Source organism: Paenibacillus sp. FSL K6-1217, assembly GCF_045040735.1.
Classification (GTDB): domain Bacteria; phylum Bacillota; class Bacilli; order Paenibacillales; family Paenibacillaceae; genus Paenibacillus_AQ.
In genome coordinates, this window is record NZ_CP150271.1 from 4077261 (window position 1) to 4095443 (window position 18183).

Annotated in this window: 15 protein-coding genes and 1 riboswitch; of the genes, 6 read left to right on the plus strand and 9 right to left on the minus strand. The window is 53.4% G+C overall.

Annotated features, from left to right (window positions below; genetic code table 11):
• Nucleotides 1-210: 210 nt before the first annotated feature.
• The gene (locus MHH28_RS17955) at nucleotides 211-618 is read left to right on the plus strand and encodes a hypothetical protein (protein WP_405104397.1); all 408 of its coding nucleotides are present in this window, start codon (nucleotides 211-213) and stop codon (nucleotides 616-618) included.
• Nucleotides 619-865: 247 nt separating this feature from the next.
• Here MHH28_RS17955 and MHH28_RS17960 read toward each other — a convergent pair whose 3' ends face one another.
• Complete coding sequence (locus tag MHH28_RS17960) at nucleotides 866-1963, minus strand: SH3 domain-containing protein (RefSeq protein WP_405104398.1); 1098 nt, start codon at nucleotides 1961-1963, stop codon at nucleotides 866-868.
• A 188-nt stretch (nucleotides 1964-2151) separates the two neighbouring features.
• Nucleotides 2152-3045, minus strand: coding sequence for a cation diffusion facilitator family transporter (locus tag MHH28_RS17965; protein ID WP_405104399.1), 894 nt, complete (start codon nucleotides 3043-3045; stop codon nucleotides 2152-2154).
• Between the two features lie 127 nt (nucleotides 3046-3172).
• On the opposite strand from MHH28_RS17965, the gene MHH28_RS17970 reads away from it, so the two are divergent.
• The gene (locus MHH28_RS17970) at nucleotides 3173-3358 is read left to right on the plus strand and encodes a hypothetical protein (RefSeq protein WP_405104400.1); all 186 of its coding nucleotides are present in this window, start codon (nucleotides 3173-3175) and stop codon (nucleotides 3356-3358) included.
• Nucleotides 3359-3469: 111 nt separating this feature from the next.
• Here MHH28_RS17970 and MHH28_RS17975 read toward each other — a convergent pair whose 3' ends face one another.
• Together MHH28_RS17975 and MHH28_RS17980 are read right to left on the minus strand one after the other, a co-directional pair.
• Nucleotides 3470-5095, minus strand: a complete 1626-nt coding sequence (locus MHH28_RS17975; RefSeq protein ID WP_405104401.1) for an ABC-F family ATP-binding cassette domain-containing protein — start codon at nucleotides 5093-5095, stop codon at nucleotides 3470-3472.
• 127 nt (nucleotides 5096-5222) lie between these two features.
• Nucleotides 5223-6221, minus strand: coding sequence for an MBL fold metallo-hydrolase (locus MHH28_RS17980; protein WP_405104402.1), 999 nt, complete (start codon nucleotides 6219-6221; stop codon nucleotides 5223-5225).
• Between the two features lie 573 nt (nucleotides 6222-6794).
• Between MHH28_RS17980 and MHH28_RS17985 the strand changes: the two genes are divergently transcribed.
• Together MHH28_RS17985 and MHH28_RS17990 are read left to right on the plus strand one after the other, a co-directional pair.
• Nucleotides 6795-7928, plus strand: a complete 1134-nt coding sequence (locus MHH28_RS17985) for a virulence factor (RefSeq protein WP_405104403.1) — start codon at nucleotides 6795-6797, stop codon at nucleotides 7926-7928.
• A gap of 97 nt (nucleotides 7929-8025) precedes the next feature.
• Nucleotides 8026-8242: riboswitch (Lysine riboswitch) on the plus strand.
• Between the two features lie 152 nt (nucleotides 8243-8394).
• Complete coding sequence (locus MHH28_RS17990; protein WP_405104404.1) at nucleotides 8395-9864, plus strand: amino acid permease; 1470 nt, start codon at nucleotides 8395-8397, stop codon at nucleotides 9862-9864.
• Nucleotides 9865-10189: 325 nt separating this feature from the next.
• Here MHH28_RS17990 and MHH28_RS17995 read toward each other — a convergent pair whose 3' ends face one another.
• Entirely contained in the window at nucleotides 10190-10840 is a 651-nt protein-coding gene (locus tag MHH28_RS17995; RefSeq protein ID WP_405104405.1) for a nitroreductase family protein, read from the minus strand.
• Between the two features lie 107 nt (nucleotides 10841-10947).
• Between MHH28_RS17995 and MHH28_RS18000 the strand changes: the two genes are divergently transcribed.
• The gene (locus MHH28_RS18000) at nucleotides 10948-11313 is read left to right on the plus strand and encodes a MerR family transcriptional regulator (protein ID WP_405104406.1); all 366 of its coding nucleotides are present in this window, start codon (nucleotides 10948-10950) and stop codon (nucleotides 11311-11313) included.
• A 77-nt stretch (nucleotides 11314-11390) separates the two neighbouring features.
• On the plus strand, nucleotides 11391-11714 hold the full coding sequence (locus MHH28_RS18005; RefSeq protein ID WP_405104407.1) for a DUF3889 domain-containing protein: 324 nt from the start codon (nucleotides 11391-11393) through the stop codon (nucleotides 11712-11714).
• A 37-nt stretch (nucleotides 11715-11751) separates the two neighbouring features.
• On the opposite strand, the gene MHH28_RS18010 is transcribed toward MHH28_RS18005, so the two are convergent.
• The 4 genes from MHH28_RS18010 to MHH28_RS18025 form a co-directional block, all read right to left on the minus strand.
• On the minus strand, nucleotides 11752-12891 hold the full coding sequence (locus tag MHH28_RS18010; RefSeq protein ID WP_405104408.1) for a transglutaminase domain-containing protein: 1140 nt from the start codon (nucleotides 12889-12891) through the stop codon (nucleotides 11752-11754).
• A 211-nt stretch (nucleotides 12892-13102) separates the two neighbouring features.
• Complete coding sequence (locus tag MHH28_RS18015) at nucleotides 13103-13540, minus strand: SMI1/KNR4 family protein (protein WP_405104410.1); 438 nt, start codon at nucleotides 13538-13540, stop codon at nucleotides 13103-13105.
• 1 nt (nucleotide 13541) lies between these two features.
• Nucleotides 13542-15614 carry an HNH endonuclease gene (locus tag MHH28_RS18020; protein WP_405104411.1) on the minus strand — a complete coding sequence of 691 codons (2073 nt, stop codon included), beginning with the start codon at nucleotides 15612-15614 and terminating at the stop codon, nucleotides 13542-13544.
• A 148-nt stretch (nucleotides 15615-15762) separates the two neighbouring features.
• On the minus strand, nucleotides 15763-18144 hold the full coding sequence (locus MHH28_RS18025) for a glycosyl hydrolase family 95 catalytic domain-containing protein (protein ID WP_405104412.1): 2382 nt from the start codon (nucleotides 18142-18144) through the stop codon (nucleotides 15763-15765).
• Nucleotides 18145-18183 lie beyond the last annotated feature (39 nt).

Sequence of the window (18183 nt, forward strand, 5' to 3'; positions counted from 1 at the left end):
CTTCTTGCTGCCCTTCAAAAAGTATAGGCCTTTCCGCTCAGGTTGTCATCTTGTGATTCACGCCGTAATGAAGTAATTACGCCTCAAGCCGGACAAGAAAAATAAAATAAATTGCTTCCTATGGTTCATTCAATGCAATTTATGTTTACATCCTTATTAGCACAGCAAAAACATAGAACATCACACCACCATACCTAGGAGGAATCATCGATGAAAAAATTAGCCAGTTTAACAGTAGCAATGGGTCTTATGGCTTCCTTGGCAGCAACAGCTTCCGCAGCTGAGGTAGTAACAGGAACAACAGCAACTACCAAAACCACTTCTTCTGATGCAGTAACTACTGTAACCGGAGCGACTTACCTGAATCCGGCAGACCCGGTAATTACACCAGGTGACATCAAGCCAGCAACTCCTCAGATCATTCTGACCAAGACCACAGGTTTCCATCTTTCCATGGGAAGCATGACAACTCCTGTAGGCTGGTTGAGTTCACAGACTGTTGACACTACTGGTGTGATCATGAAAGACGCAATGGGCAACGAATGGAGAGAAATCTACACTTGGCTGGGCAAAGCCTGGATTAAGGTTCCTGCCTCCGCATACGTTATCAATCCATAAGCGATCGACACATAGAGTCATAGCTGTTCATATTCATATGCTGCAGCTATGACTCATCGAATGTACCCTGACAAGGCCCGTGGACGCAATCCGAACGGCCTTTTTTTTGTGTTCATCTGACGACAAAAAGGGTTATCCCTTCAGTAGAATCTTCTACTGAAGGGATAACCCCGCCATACACCCGCTTGTCGTTCACCCGTCACAAACTTGTACTGCCTGTCGCTTCTTGCTGTTTCAGTTCTATATGTTAGCGGATGACCGGCCCTCCGTACAGGAAACGGTTCATCCATGAAGCGCTTAAGTTATCTACTCTTACTCCGCCGGAGCTTACTGAATAGGTATGCAGCAGCTTCCCGTCACCCAAATACATGCCAACATGCGTAATTCTTGCCGTAAACTTGTTGATCCCTGCGTAAGCAGATGGCGAATTCCCTTTATAGTCCATGAAAAACATCAAATCGCCGCGTTTCAAACCGGACGTATCCGTGACCACACTGCTGTTCTGCTTCACCCAATCCCCTTGCTGCCGTGAATCGGCAGGCAGCTTCAAGTTCGCTGCATCCATGAAGATCTGGCGGATGAAGTCCGAGCAGTCAAAGGTACGGGTATCATTACGGCTGGAGCCGAATTCATACGGCGTTCCCAGATAGCCCATCCCTGCGGCAATCACACGTTCAATCGTATCTCCCTGCCCTGCCGTAGGTACTGGCGCCGGAGCTGGTGTTGGAACAGGCGTCGGCACCGGCGTCGGAACAGGCACCGGTGTTGGAGCTGGAGCCGATGGCGCAGGCGGCGGTGAGTCGGCTGCTGTAATATACTGCTCAGATGAGCTTGTATATCCTTCGGTACCATTTGCAGTTCTTATTTTGTACCAATAGCTGTTGGTCGCTTCAAGGATGGTTACCTGATCATTCTTGTAGAGATATCCAACCACCTTACCGCTGGTTGCCGGGGTCTCCCGGACACGGACCGTGGCCTGGATCACCGCTGAGTGGGCAGCAGGCGCAGAAGCCGTAACCACCCGGATATAGGAATCGTCCGAGCTGGTATATCCCACAATCCCTTCTGCAGTTCTTACTTTGTACCAATAGCTGCCTGCGGCTTCCAGAATCACTACCTGGTCGCCTTTATTTAGATATTTCAGTATCGTGCTGCTGGAAGACGACTCTGCACGCAGCCGGACTGAAGCTTCAATGATGCCTGTCTGTCCAGCGGACGCCGCAAGCGCTGTAATCGAAGAATCGGTTGCAGCGATGGCCTGCCCGGGACTGAACACTCCCAAGGATAATGCCAGTGATGCGGAAACCCATAGCGATGCTGTAATTTTCTTACGTGATACGATCATAGCGTTCCCCCGCTTAGCGTATTAAGAAATTCAACAACGGCGCGCGCTACGTTTGTTGCTTTCTGCCCTCATTATAGGCTTACCCGGGAATTGGAACATGCTCCAAATTTCACAAAAAACTATTCCATCTTATGGTAACATGCAGGTCTATAGTCTCGATTTCTCCTTGGATTTGGTGGAAATTACAGCTAACTAGGAGAAATCATGGAATGCTCGTCCTTGGGCTCCACGTGAACCTGAACATGCATGATGTTATGCAGCTTGCTCATCCGCTCTTCAATCGAGTCGCTGATCTCATGCCCTTCCATGACCGTCATGCGGGCATTCACCTCCACGACCACATCCACCAGCACATGATTGCCGTGTACACGGGCCTTCAGATCCTTGATGCCCTCAACGCCCGGTGTCCGGGCAATGGTGCTGCGCAGGTCCAGCAGCTTATCTTCATCGAAGCCATCCGTCAGCCGGTAGGTGGAATCACGGAAAATATCCCAGGCTGTCTTGATAATCAGCAAGCCGACTCCGATGGCAGCCGCCGAGTCGATCCACGGCAGTCCGAACTGTGCCCCGACAATCCCCACAGCCGCCCCTACGCTCACAATGGCATCCGAGAAATTATCCTTCGCTGCCGCCATCAGCGCATGATTGTTGATTCTCTCCGCCAGACGCTTGTTATATATATATACCCCCATCATCGCTACGGCACACACCAGTGCAACGCCGGCGGACCAGAGCTGCGGTGTGGCCTTAGCCCCCTCGAACAGCGAACGCACCGCTTCCACAATGACCTGGATACCCACCAGCGCCATAATAAAAGAGGCCATCAGCGCAGCAACCGTCTCGGCCCGGAAATGCCCGTAGGTATGATCGGAATCCGGCGGCTTCCGCGAGATGCGCAGACCGATCAGCACCGCCAGCGAGGCTACAATATCGGTTAGATTGTTGAAGCCGTCCGCCAGGAGCGCACTGGAGGCGAACAGGTAGCCGCAGACCAGCTTAAAGGCTGACAGAATCAGATACGCTGCGATACTGACCAGCGCACCCTTTTCACCCTTGCGAATATCTTCATAAATATCTGTCATCTCTGCCCCTCTCACTTCCCTGCCGCATAAATACAGGAAAAACTTCTTTGAGTTATTCTTGCCCTTGTAGCAGCATTTAAAAACATTTAGAATAAGGAAAGGACTTGCTGCCTAAGGGGGTAACATAATGAGCGAGAACAATGAAAAACCAAAAATCAATTTGGCTGATGCCATCCGCCAGAAGCTGGAGCAGAAGAAACAGCATGCTTCAGGCAAACCGGGTTCAACCTTCCAGGCCGGCTCTGCAAAACCGCTGAAAAGCCAGAACCATAAGAAGCCTAACAATCAGCGCCGCCGGACTGGCGGGTCCTAGAGTTCTAATGTGTTGTATATTGTGAACATAAACGGCTGCGTAATCCCTCCGGGGATGACGCAGCCGTTTTTCGTATGAACTCAGTACTGTCCATTCTGCTATATCTAATTCTTAAACCTCTACAGGATACATGCGGGCACGCATTTCCTTGATCTCAGGGTTCTCCAGATACTCGTCATAGCTCATCGTACGGTCAATGATTCCAGCCGGTGTAATCTCAATGATGCGGTTGGCAATCGTCTGGATGAACTGATGGTCATGAGAAGTGAACAGAATCGTGCCGTCAAAGTCAATCAGGCCGTTATTGAGCGCGGTGATCGATTCCAGATCCAAGTGATTGGTAGGCTCATCGAACACCAGCACGTTCGCCCCGTTCAGCATCATCTTGGCCAGCATGCAGCGGACCTTCTCGCCCCCGGACAGCACACTTGCCTTCTTCAGTGCTTCTTCACCGGCGAACAGCATGCGGCCGAGGAATCCGCGCAGGAAGGTTTCGTCCTGATCCTTGGAATACTGGCGCAGCCATTCAACCAGGTTCATGTTCACCCCGTCGAAGTACTTGGAGTTATCCTTAGGGAAATACGCCTGGGTTGTGGTCACCCCCCAAGTATACTCACCCGCATCCGCTTCCTTCTCACCCATAATCACATCGAACAGCAGCGATTTAGGCTGGGAATACGGTCCTACAAAAGCGATCTTATCCCCTTTGTTGACTACAAAGCTGACTTCATCCAGCACCTTCTCGCCGTCCACCGACTTGGTCAGGCCGCTGATCGTAAGCAATTGCTTGCCTGCTTCGCGTTCCGGCTTGAAGTTCAGGAACGGGTATTTACGGTTGGACGGACGGATGTCATCCAGTGTAATCTTCTCCAGCTGCTTCTTACGGGAAGTGGCCTGCTTCGACTTGGAGGCGTTGGCCGAGAAGCGCTGAATGAAGGCTTGCAGCTCCTTCATCTTGTCTTCCTTCTTCTTGTTGGCATCCCGCTGCAAGGCCTGGGCCAATTGGCTGGATTCATACCAGAAGTCGTAGTTGCCGACGTACATCTGGATTTTGCCGAAATCGATATCCGCAATATGTGTGCAGACCTTGTTCAGGAAGTGACGGTCATGGGATACCACGATAACGGTGCCTTCGTAGTCCATGAGGAAGTTCTCCAGCCAGCCGATGGATTCAAGATCCAAATGGTTGGTAGGCTCATCGAGCAGCAGGTTGTTCGGACGTCCGAACAGGGCCTGGGCCAGCAGGACCCGTACCTTCTCGTTGCCGCTGAGTTCGGCCATTTTTTTGTCATGCATCTCACGCATGATGCCAAGGCCGATCAGCATTGCCGCTGCGTCAGGCTCAGCATCCCAGCCGTTCAGCTCAGCGAATTCGCCTTCCAGCTCACCGGCACGGAGTCCGTCGGCTTCGGTGAAGTCGCTCTTTGCGTACAGGGCGTCCTTTTCCTTCATAATTTCATACAGGCGGGTATGACCCATAATGACCGTCTCCAGCACCTGGAACTCGTCATACTCGAAATGGTTCTGTTTCAGTACGGCCAGACGTTCACCGGGTGTGATATGCACATCGCCGATGTTCGCTTCGATCTCTCCGGACAGAATCTTTAGGAAGGTCGATTTGCCGGCGCCGTTCGCGCCAATCAGACCGTAGCAGTTGCCGGGTGTGAATTTTATGTTTACATCCTCAAATAGTGCGCGTTTTCCGTAGCGGAGTGTTATACCGCTTGTGCTAATCATTAAGCATTACCATCCTTTTCACATAGGTTCCGGCTCATTATAGCATAAATTCAAGCAAAATGGCCCTTATTGTGGCTCTTATTTAAGTAGAAGAGTTATGCAGGCGCGTCCCGTGAGACACTGGCGTTCAGTGCCCCGCCGGGCGCTCCTCGGGCTGGACGACCAGCGTCTCCCCATAGCCCAAGGTACGGATACGCTCCTCGGCAAGCCCCTTCGCTACCCTCGCCTGCTCCATCCGGTCGAGTGCTTCGCGCGCAGTGTCATCGGCCAGCCGGAAGGTTCCGAAGTGCATCGGGATCATCAGCTCTGCGCCTACATCAAGGAAGGCCTGGACGGCCTCCTCGGGATTCACATGCTGGGAGTTCATGAACCATTCAGGTTCATACGCGCCAATCGGCATCAGCGCAACATGCAGCTTGAAGCGGCTGCCGATCTCCTTGAAGCCCGGGAAGAAGCCGCTGTCTCCGGCAAAATAAAGGTTCGGCGGAAGCAGCTTATGCTGCGCCTTGCCCTCCTCCCCCTCGGGATGCTTCTGCGGGTCTGCCGGCTGAAGCACATATCCGCCCCAGTGTGAGGAATTCGTATCGAACGGCGTTCTGCGCGTCCAGTGCTGGGTCGGGACAAACGTCAGCTTGACTGCGCCCAGCGTAATCTCCTGCCACCACTGCATTTCCTGACAGTTCGGGAATCCTTTGCGGAGCATCTTGCGCTTCAGCCCGGCAGGCACCACAATCGTTGTTCCTGCCCGGTACAGCTTGCGGATGGACGCGATATGCAGGTGATCATAGTGGGAATGGGAGATCAGAATCAGATCGATGGGCGGAATATCAGCGAGCGGAATGCCCGGCTGGCCGATCCGCTTCTCGAATCCCAGCCTCCGTGCCCAAATTGGGTCGGTGATGATATTAAGCCCTTCGTATTGCAGAAAAAAAGTGGAGTGTCCGATCCACGTAATCGTCGTCTCCAGCCGGTTCCCGGCCAGATAATCCAGCCGCGGCGGATGATTTGGCACCTTATAGGTATAATCCTTCTTCTTCCGGCGGCGATCCTCGCGCCACTGGCGGAATTCCTTAAGCGTTTTATCGGTGCTGACATTGTCGATGTTGTTATAACGTATTCTGGCCATAGCAAGAACCACTCCTTATAGCAGGGTTGCCGTTTCTGTTGCCGGGCGGCAAACCACATATCTTAACTATAGGGTTCCGCAGAATCATTTGCAAAATTGCAGGGCCCTGCATAACCTGCAAACCCCATAGAAACTACAGGGCACTCATTACAAATTGTACCCAAATAGCCGGGCGGGAAACGTCCGGGCTTCTTTTGTCTGGCAGGATGGTAAATGATGCGGATTTAGCGGGCGGTAGGGGGAAGGATAAATTCCTGCACGAATTGCAACATTCCCTCCCAATCTCGGCCTCATATCCAGGATTGTTGCATAAATGTCAGCAATTCTCCTCCACCATGAGGCCGAAGCGGGACAATTCCTGCATTTCATGCAACATTCCCCCAATACCCCGGTTATTTAAGAAGCCCAAATTGCAAAATGTGCAACATTTCCGTTTGCGTTGCTGTATCCACTAATTCAACTATTTAAAATTTTAGCAGGTTCAGGCCTCCGACCTTTGTATTCACCTGCCCAAATGAGGTAAAATGCGGGTAAAGCAAACGGTGCTTACTACTTAAATTGAGGAGCTGACGTATGAAGATTACATTTATCGAACCCACTCCCAGTCCAAATACGATGAAGCTTCACCTGGACGAAAGTCTTGAACCCGGCATCCGCCGGACGTATACTCCGGAGACCCGGCGCTCCGCCCCTTCCTGGGCGCAGGAGATGCTGGACATTCCGGGTGTTACCAGCATTTATCATGCTGCCGACTTCGCTGCGCTGGAACGCAAGGGCAGCGCGGACTGGGCCGCGATTCTGCGCGAGGTCCAGAGCCGCTTCGGAGCGGACGGCCTCAGTGCGGAATACAGTCTGGGCGATGAGCATGATGGCGCCCACTTCGGGGAAGCCCAAGTCTTCGTGCAGATGTTCCGCGGCATCCCGATCCAGATCCGCGTCAAGACAGGCGCGAAGGAAGAGCGCATCGCGCTTTCCAGCCGCTTCACCCAGGCGGTGACCGATGTGGCCAGCGCCGTGATGATCAAGGAGCGCAAGCTCACCGATTACGGCGTACGCTACGGCGAGCCGCCGGAGATTGCCCGCGAGGTCGAGCAGGAGCTGGAGGCGGCGTATCCGCAGGAACGCCTCGACTCCCTCGTGCAGCAGGCCATCGCGCACGGGGCGGCCGGCGAGTTCGTCGAGCAGCGGCACAAGAAGGAGCAGGCCGAGCTGCTGCGGGACCTGCACGATGAAGACTGGCGCGTACGCTACGCCGCGCTGGAGGATCTGGCGCCGGGCGAGCAGCTCCTGCCGGAGCTGCGGGCGGCGCTGCACGACCCCAAGCTGCAGATTCGCAGGCTTGCGGTCGTGTACCTGGGCGACATCCGCACGCCGGGCGCGATGGAGCTGCTCTATGAGGCGATGAAGGACAGCGCTCCGGCCGTGCGGCGCACGGCCGGGGACACGCTCTCCGACATCGGCGACCCGGCGGCGACGCCGGTGATGACGGCGTCGCTGACGGACGCCAGCAAGCTCGTGCGCTGGCGGGCGGCACGCTTCCTCTACGAAGTCGGGACCGCCGAGGCCCAGGACGCGCTGAGCGTTGCTGCCGAAGACCCCGAATTCGAGGTCGGGCTACAGGCCAAGATGGCGCTGGAGCGGATTCTGTCCGGCGAGGAAGCGGCCGGTACGGTCTGGCAGCAGATGTCGGAGCGCCGGCGGAGCTGACGCCAACCTGCCGTATTTTGTCATTGCCTGAGAAGCCGGTATGCATTATACTGATTCCTGTTGTTCATATCGTTCAAAGATAGCCTCATCATACCTAGGATGAGGTAGAGGTCGCGGATAAGAAGAGTAAGCGCGTGGAGATGCCTAAGAGCCATCGGAGATACGCGCCCAAAGGAATATCCGCCGAAATCGTAACTGCTGCTCTTAGTCCGCAGCTGCGATTGGGGCCGTTTGCCGAAAGGCGCGGAACTGTCACTGTGCTTATTGCCTGTCAGGAGACTGCAGGGGATGCACGGTGTTGCGCTATCTTAACAGGGAGTATGATGCGGAGCCTATAATCAGGAGACCGCAGCGTCCGTCTGCGGTTTTTTTGCGTGCATTATGCCGGGGAAGAATACACCGGCAGATACAGGCAGCGGCACTCCCTTGTGAACAGAACCATCAATATAAAGGGAGTGTCCTATTCATGCAAGAACAGCAGCCTAAACGGCCGGCAGTGCAGGCGGGAAACGCCAATACGCCGGGCCTGCGCAAATCCTTCAAAGCAAGACATCTGACCATGATCGCCCTCGGCGGCTCGATCGGAACCGGACTGTTCCTTGCCAGCGGCGGGGCCATTGCCTCCTCCGGTCCGGGCGGAGCCCTGCTCGCCTATACCGCTGTTGGCATTATGGTCTATTTTCTGATGACCAGCCTTGGGGAGCTGGCGACCTATCTGCCCGATTCCGGCTCCTTCAGCACCTACGGCACACGATTCGTCAGCCCCGCCTTCGGCTTCGCCATCGGCTGGAACTTCTGGTACAACTGGGCGGTGACCATTGCCGCTGAACTGTCAGCAGCCACCGTTATCATTAAGTACTGGTTCCCGGACAGTCCCTCATTTCTGTGGAGCCTGCTCTTCCTGGCGCTCATGTTCGGCCTGAACTTCCTGTCCGCGCGGGGGTACGGCGAGTCGGAATACTGGTTCGCTATTATTAAAATCATTACCGTTATCGTCTTCCTGACTGTCGGCGTCCTGATGATCTTCGGGATTCTGGGCGGCAAGGCTGTCGGATTCAGCAACTTCCACTTGGGAGGCAGCTCATTCCATGGCGGCTTCTTCGCCTTCGTCGGGGTCTTCATGGCCGCCGGGTTCTCCTTCCAGGGAACGGAGCTGGTCGGTGTAGCCGCAGGAGAGAGCGAGAATCCGCGCCGGAACGTGCCGATTGCGATCCGCCAGGTATTCTGGCGCATCCTGATCTTCTATATTTTCGCCATTGCCGTCATCGGCATGCTGATTCCTTATACGAACCCCGATCTGCTCCGCGGCGGTATTGATGATATCGGCGTCAGCCCGTTCACGATCGTTTTCAACAAAGCAGGGCTGGCGATTGCCGCCTCGGTAATGAATGCCGTTATCCTCAGCTCCGTGCTGTCTGCCGGTAACTCCGGGATGTACGCCTCCACCCGTGTCCTGTACGCCATGGCCAAGGATGGAATGGCACCGCGCGCCCTCGGCAAGCTGAACCGCAGAGGTGTACCTGTAGGCGCACTGCTCGTGACAACCGCTGTCGGCATGCTCGCCTTCCTCGCCTCCTTCTTCGGAGACGGCGCGGTGTATAATTGGCTGCTTAACGCTTCCGGGATGTGCGGCTTCATCAACTGGCTGGGGATTGCCGTCTGCCATTACCGGTTCCGCCGGGCCTTTGTGAAGCAGGGCCATTCCCTGGAGGAGCTACCTTACCGGGCAAGATGGTTCCCGTTCGGTCCGCTGTTTGCCTTCGCTCTGTGTATGGTAGCCGTATTCGGCCAGAACATGGGCGCCTTCACCGGTGCCAGGATCGACTGGTATGGCATTCTGGTCTCCTATGTGAGCGTACCGCTGTTCCTGCTGATCTGGCTGGGCTATGGCTGGTTCCGCAAGAGCAGCCTTATCCCGCTGGATAAGGTGATCTGAGCACCCACGCAGACTGATTCATTGCAGCAGCACAGGAAAAGACCGGTTTTGATCCCGCAGCAGCGGGCCAAAACCGGTCTTTTAAATATATTTGGCTTAGCGTAACGGACTGAGGTGCTGTTATTTGGGAAGAAAGTCGCCAATTGGGCGAGTAACGGACTCCACAGGCCTTATCCTTTGCACGTCAGCTCCGAAACGTCTCATAGAGAGACTATAAGGTCACCTGAGTCCGTTAAGCTGCAAAAAGTGGCGTTTTCGCGGGGATAAGATCTCTCCGGTCCGTTAAAAGTTTGCTTCTATTCGCGGGAATTCCTGCAACTGTTGCTTATGCCCAGGTCGTGATCGTCTCAACCGGCAGACGGTAGGAAGGATACCCCTCCTTGGCGGCTTTGCCTATGGAGATCAGCATGACGGGCTGGAATCGTTCTTTGTCCAGGCCAAATACTTCGGCAATATGCTCCTTGTCATACCCGGCCATCGGATTGGTATCGTACCCGTGGGCGCGGGCCACCAGCATTAACTGCATCGAAATAAGCCCCGAGTCAATCAGATTCACATCCCGCAATTCAGATGCGGAAATGTTCGCATAATAAGGCTTGACCTGCTGCAGCTGCATTTCCATTACCTCGCGGGGCATGTACCCAAGCTCTACAGCTTTGCCGAAAATTTCGTCCATATATTCAACGTTATTCGTATCATAAAATACTCCAATCACAGCCGAGGAGGTGAGCGCCTGAGTCTGGTTGAAGGAAGCCAGGGGTGCAAGCTTCGCTTTGCCTTCAGCGCTGTCAATAACCAGGAAACGCCATGGTTGCATGTTGACGGAAGAGGGGGCGCGGGAAGCCTCCGCCAGAATTTCTGTCAGTTCCTCTCTGCTGATTTTCACCTCAGGATCATAGACTTTCACGGAGCGGCGCTCCAGGACAATTTCATTGAAATCATTGGTTGTGCGGAATTTACCTGTTGTTGTACTCATGGTTACTTCTCTCCTTTGTATATAATGTGCTGATGTTGAATCATCACTAAGAGAATTGTAAACTATAAACTATAGTTCATAGCAAGAACAAACCATGAGGTGATGGCATGAAGATCAGTGAAGTCGCAACACAGGTGGGCCTTCCTATTTCAACCCTGCGTTATTATGAGAAAATGGGCATCATTACGGAGGAGTATATCCTCAGAGAAGAGAATAATTACCGGAATTATGTCCCGGAAATCGTTCAATATATCGAAGTGGTAAAGAATTGTATAGCGGTTGGATTTTCAATTCAGGATATTAAAGACATGATTGCCAAGCATGGAATGTCCAAGGATGAGCAAGCACGCATTATACATCACAAAATAGCAGAGATTGAAAACACGCAGAAAAAAATGGAGGCTTCCAAGCAATCTCTGTACAATATTCTGGACATGAACATCACGTGTGAGGACGGGTTCGGAAAAACCTGAATCCTGTAAGAAGCAAGCCAGGCATAGAAGCGCCCGAAGGGACACGCTACCAGTATTCACAACCCAAGGAGGCCGCTATGAAAATGAAAAAAAACTGGATGATAGCCTTGCTGATGCTCCTGCTTGTCACCGCCGCTCCGGTTAGCCGGGGCTCCGCTGCACCTGACTATGCCCGGTGGGGAACCATCGCCGTGAAGGAGACGCAGCGGAAATATAACGCCGAAATCATCGATTACAAGCACATCGGCCGGACCCAGATCAAGCCAAAGCTTACCGAAGAAAAGTTCAAGCTGCTGGTCCGCAGCAAAACGGGCCGGGAATTCGGCGTAGTCGTGATGGTCCGCTTCAACCCTTCAACAAACAAGCTTCAGACCATTCAATTCCTGGAAACCACTGCTTGAAACTCCACCTGACTGGTTACCGGTTAGCTGACACTTTTTATTTCCAGGTCACATATACCTTAAGATCTCCTGTATTCTCGAACGGCGAGCTGCTGAAGGCCAGGTTATTCAGTCCCAGCCCGTAGAGCACCTGAAGATCCTGCCTCAGCAGTTTATCACTTCCGCGATAACGGAAAAGCAGCGATTGCTGTCCGGCCTCTGCCGCCTGCTTCGCAAGCGCCTTGAGCTGATCCGCCGACGAAACCACCCGATTCTCCTCATACAGCCAGTAATTCAGGTCCTTCTGCAACATCTTGTATGCCTCCACTCCTTGGCCCCCTTGATTGACCAGCTTAGTCAAGGTCTGGGCATAACTGATGGAGGCCGCCGGATAGGTCTTGGTCCAAGTGTGGTCAAGGCGCATCTGGGCATCGGTCCTCATATAATAGAGCGTGCTGATTCCACCCTCCGGACTCGGGTCCGGGTCATCCCAGGTGGTGTCGAGATGATACCATGCCCCGTTAAGGAGCACCAGATTCCAGGCATGCGACTGAGTCACACCGTCTGCGGCCCTGGCCGTCCCTTCCACAATTCTGTTCGGAATGCCCGCTCCCAGCAGCAGCTTATAGGTTAGCAGCGTATAGCCTTGGCAGACCGCACTCCCGGTCTGAAGTCCCTCATAAGCGGTGTATTTGCGGTGCGAGTGATCGTATTCCAAATTCAGCACGACCCAGTCATGGATCGCTTTTACCTTCTGGTGATTGTTCATTCCCGGTGTTATGATCTGCTGCAGAATAGCCTTCACCTGCTTGTTAACATATGCCGTCTGCTGCAGCGTCTCCCGGTATTCCACCTGAACCGTCACATGAACAGCCCGCGTGCTTCCACGGTATGAGAAGGCATAGCTGTCAATAATATAATACAGGTACGGGTCGCTCCCCATCGCCTGATTAATTGCCGTCTGGATCTCACTTTTCAGCTTGGCGGTCTTACCCTGATAAGTGAAGGTAATCGTCTCTCTGCGGTTACTCATCGCTCCGGCCAGCTTCTGCGTCATGCCTTGTGTCGTCTGCACCACCGCCGAATCCGCTGCAGCATACGCATGCTCGTATCCCCAGTACATCGCAGGCGGAATAGCTGCACACACAAGCATAAGTCCAACCGCCGTCTTCATCAGCGATCTATATCTCTTCCCCATATGATCCGCGCGCCTCCTGCAATCTATATTATCGGCCATAGCCGTATACTCTATAGTTAGTTAATGCTGACAATCCTTCGTTTACAACTCCAGCCTGAAGAATAGACAAAAGCGCAGGTAGAAAAAACAGGTCAATCATAGTTGAGATTCGACCACAATTGACCTGCTTGTATCATCTAGTAATGCTTATAACCGGAGAATAACAATCTCATTATTCATCAGTCTCATTGTACAGTTTCTCTAAAAAATCCTCGAAATCTGTAGCAAGAAAGTACATATTGCCCATATTTTCCGGATCTTCATCATGAATCCAAAAATAAACATCCCCAAAATATTTTTCAGACAATCCCAGACAGATTTGATTTCCACCTGAATCATCCGCAATGGGAAGAAAACCTGTATCTATAATTTCGTCAAAGATATCAATTTTCTTTTCTAAATTATCATACATTTCACCAATACCATAGAAAATATTCACCATACCCATTCCTTGCTCTTCAGAAATAGTAAAGTAATACGGTCGTGGATATCCCCCATTATATTTCAACAAAAACTTTCGGTAGGGTTGAGGAAGCTCGACATCAATTAAGCTTTCAAACCCTTGAAGCCTAGCTTCTGTCAAAACTTCGCTGTTACTTTTTATCTCCACTTCAATCTCCTCCGGTTCCATTTACAATTGACTGTCCGCCCATATGTTTAAATTCGTCGTGTATATCTTTTTCAACCAGTACCATTGTCTTTCCATCCTCATAATGATGCCATGTATAACCTTCTGGTGGCTTGTTTTTCTCTGGCACTGATGGATTCGAAGATTTACTAAGCCCTGCTTCTATATTTGCCGCCTCATAATCCTTTGGATAATTTTTGGGTTGAGTATACTCAATCTTTACTGGCTTTACATTCGGGTGATAGTATTTAGAAAAATCGGGGAAACCATTGGGATAACTTATTGAAATTCCCGTTTTGTTAGTGTAAGTCCAAACTCCATTTGAATCAATAGAAATATGCCCGCCTTTAGCATACCATTTCTCTGGAATTCTAGCGTATTTGGGCTTCGTCAACATTAATTCTTCGGTAAAATCTGATAATTCTAATCTTCCTGTCTTTTTCCCCCTACCCTCCAACCCATCCATATACCGCTGCTGCACCGGCGTCTTCGGCAGGGCTGGAGTATCAGGAATCTCTCCTATCTTGAACACAAACCCTTCCGGCGTCTGCACCATCGGACCCAGATTCGGGAGCTTCTGCTTAATCCCTTGCAGGGCATCCTTCGCCGCTTGGCTGACGACGTCTTCTACCTCGCCCAATACTTTTCCTGCTTTGCCAGCCTTCGTGACTTGCAGTCCAGGAACAAGGATGGAAGCGACCGAGCCCAGCATTCTCGCCTTCTCTTCCGGGGTGCCCTCGTCAAACTGATGATACGCCATCTTAGCCGCTTCCACCAGCACTTCCGGATGGTCAATCAGATATTGCGCTTGCTGCTTCATTTCTGTGGTGGTTTTGACCGGGTCTACCACAAGTTTGAAGGCAAAGGTTGCCGTATCCGCCACGCCCATGACAACCTCTTTTACCAAGCCTTCGGTAAAAGCCAGCACCACATCCCCCGACTGGCGTATTCGGCTCTCCACTGGTGTAAGCCCGTAAGTCTCATCCAGCCACCCGGTATACAAAGTGTGTATCGGAGCCGGAAATTCACTCGGCACATGGACTTTCCTAACGTAAAAGTCCCACGTGGTCTCATTGACCTTGTTGTCTGCAGTAATTGGCGTGCCGTCCGGCAACGTGAGCGGCGGCCCGTTCAACCGCCGCTCTGCTTCGATCTGCTCTTGCGCCTGCTTAAGAACCGCAGCGAGCTGGATCTCCTGCCGCTTCGCTGCAAGCTGACTCCGCGCATAAGCTCCGGCGGCGGTTTTCTCCATCGCCAGCCGCAAGAGCAATAAATATTCTTCGTTATGTAGTAACGGAACTTTCTCCGCTGTGATCGACGGATCATACGCACAGGCGGTTACCGCTGGTTGCTTGTAGTGGGCGCTTAGATCCTTACCGGCTTCATAGTAGATCTTGACTACGCCGAGAGAAGCCAGCTTCTGCCGGGCTTCTTCTGCCTGCGCATGGACAACCTCCATCTGCGCCTGGTTTCCGAACGCCTGATACACTTTGAAGGCCATCTGGGCCTTGGCGATCTCATTGCGCGCAGCGAAGATATCGTTTAGCTTACTTTGTGCAGCGATACTTTCTACGGTCAGCAGGCCGGAGGTCTGAATGACCTTCCTGAGCTGCTGCACCACCGGGTCGCTGCTGAGTTCATCTTTTCTGGGTAGAGCGGCAATCGAAGTGATGAGGTTCGTCGTACTTCGCTGCACAAATTCAGGAATAGAGACCCGTCCGGCGGCTGGTTGCAGTCCCAAGCTTCCGAAAGCAGCGAGCAAAAGATTAAATTGCCCCGTCAACTTGTCCGCCTGGCGCTTATTCTCTTCCTGCAGCTCCGAGACGCCTCTCAGGGCGACCCGAATGATATCCTCTAATTTCTCCGCTTCGACGGTTAATTCATTGATCAGGACCTGGGCCTTGACCATATGATCGCCAATAGGAATACCGCCCCAGCCACTGGACTGGCCCTTCAATTGAAGATACAGCCGGTTGGTGTCCTGACTCACCTGGCCGATCTTCGTTTGCAGGCGCCTGACTTCATCCTCATTAAATACTAGCTTCGTTGACGCCATAAGCATCCTTCCCGCCGAATACTAAAACTCACTGGCTTCTAATTTAATATATAAATCTTACTTACTTATAAAGACTACCTCCTATACTATCGGATTTATTTTCCATTCTATTTATAGTTTTACATCCCTTCAGCATTCCCCCTTCTCCTCACACCCCTACCACATACACCCCGCCAGCCTTAACCTCAAGCGCACCGTTCAGCGCCCGGCGGCGGCCGCCTGCAAGCTGCAGGTGCAGCTCTTGCGCGTAGCCAAGGCGCAGCGTTCCATCGAACCGGGCTGTGATCCGCGCGAAGACCAGTACTCCAGCCTGCCATTCCATGTCGACCGTATACCCTCCGCGCGCCTTCAGGCCGCTGATATGGCCGTTCTTCCAGACTCCCGGCAGCGCGGGAAGCAGCGTAAGCTCCCCCAGATGACTTTGCAGCAGCATCTCTGCGATCCCGGCGGCCGCGCCGAAATTACCGTCAATCTGAAACGGCGGATGCGCATCGAACAGGTTGGGATAGACGGAGCGGGTTAGCAGCGTGCGCACATAGCCGTAAGCCGCATCGCCGTCTGCGAGCCGGGCATAGAGGTTAATTAGCCAAGCACAGCTCCAGCCCGTATGCCCCCCGCCGGAAGCAACCCGCTGCTTCAGCGTTAAGCGGCTGGCTTCCAGCAGCTCCGGCGTGTCCCGCCGGTTAATCCGGCTACCCGGATACAGGCTATAGAGGTGGGAGACATGGCGGTGCCCCGGCTCGGCTTCGGCGAAGTCATAGAGCCATTCCTGCACCCGTCCGTCACCGCTAATCTTCAGCGGAGACAGACGGGCGAGTGTCTGCTCCAGCTCCTCCTGAAACTCAGCGTCCACGCCGAGAATACGCGCAGCCTCCAGGCAGTGCTGCATCAACTCAGCGATCAGACTCATATCCATCGCCGATCCCCTAGTTATACTGCAAGCCCTGCCGTCCTCCGTGACAAACCGGTTCTCCGGCGAAGTAGACGGACTGGTTACAAGCATGCCCTCCGGTCCTTCCACCAGCCAATCCAGGCAGAATAGAGCGGCTCCCTTCATTAGCGGATAAGCAGTCTCACCCAAATACTTCATATCCGGTGTGAATTCGTAATGCTCCCACAGGTGGCGGCATAGCCACACGCCGCCCATGGGCCAGAAGGCCCAGCTGGCATCTCCGCCAGACGGTGTGGAAGCCTTCCACAGATCAACATTATGATGAGCTACCCAGCCACGAGCGCCGTAATGAATAGCCGCCGTTCTGGCTCCAGTCTCACTAAGCTCCTTAATCAGCTCAATCAGCGGCTGATGGAATTCGCTGAGATTACAGACCTCCGCCAGCCAGTAGTTCATCTGTGTATTGATATTGGTCGTGTAATTGCTGTTCCATGGCGGCTGAACATGGGGGTTCCAGATTCCCTGCAGATTCGCCGCCTGTGTTCCGGGCCGTGAGCTGCCCATCAGCAGATAGCGGCCATACTGGAATAATAATGCTTCCAGCGCCGGGTCCTCCGCCCCGTTCTGATAGGCGGCCAGACGTTCATCGGTTGGCCGCTCATCCGCCTCGTGACCGCCGAGATCCAGCTCCATCCGGCGGAAAATCGCCTGGTGGTCCCCGGTATGCCGTCTCCGCAGTTCCTCATATGTCTTACCGGCCGCAGCGGTCAATCTGCCGGCGCACAGCTCCGCCGGGCTTACCCTGGCTGCGGAATACTGAGCTGCCTCCGCCGTCTTATGGCTTGCTCTGGACCGTACCTCCTCATAATCCGTTCCGGCAGCCAGCAGCAGGAGCACACGCTCTGCGCCGGATATCACCAGCTTGCCTGCGGATTGCCGGACGCTCCCTCCGGTTACCTGTGCATGCAGGTGCAGCTCGAACGATACTCCGAGCCCCTCCTCATAGAGCACCGCGAGCGGATGATCCTGGCGGTAATTGTCAGCTATATGCGAGGGGCAGCGTCCCTTCAATACAAGCCGGTTCCCTTCCTGCGGGCTAACACAGTGCTGCAACTGGCTGTCCAGTGCCAGCTCCAGCTGGATGCCTCCCGGCTGATCGCTCGTCAGATGCACGACACCAACCTGGTCCGGTGTGCTGATGAACACCTCACGGGTGAAGTTGCCCTGCTCCGTCTGATAGGTCACTCTGGCAACTCCGCTATCCAAATCCAGCTCTCTTTCATAGGCCGTACAGTTCTCTACGTCCGGCTGCGTAAGAATCAGGTCCCCGAGCGGCAGGTAGGCCTGGGCGTTGACCCCCAGCATATGGGCATTCACCATATCCTCGGCCTCACCATACTGGCCTGCAGCGATTAGCTCCCGGGTTCTTTTCAAATACCTGAGCGCTTCGTAATTATTGGTATCCCGGGGGAACCCGGACCATAGGGTATCTTCATTCAGCCGGATCAGCTCTCTCCCCGTACCGCCGAATACCATCGCCCCCATGTGCCCGTTCCCGAGCGGCAGCGCCTCTTCCCAGACCGCTGCGGGCTGTCTGTATTTGAGTCTCCACGCGGTTTTCTTGTGTTCAGCTTCCATATTCTCCTCATCCTTCCCACTAAGAGTTCTGAATACAGC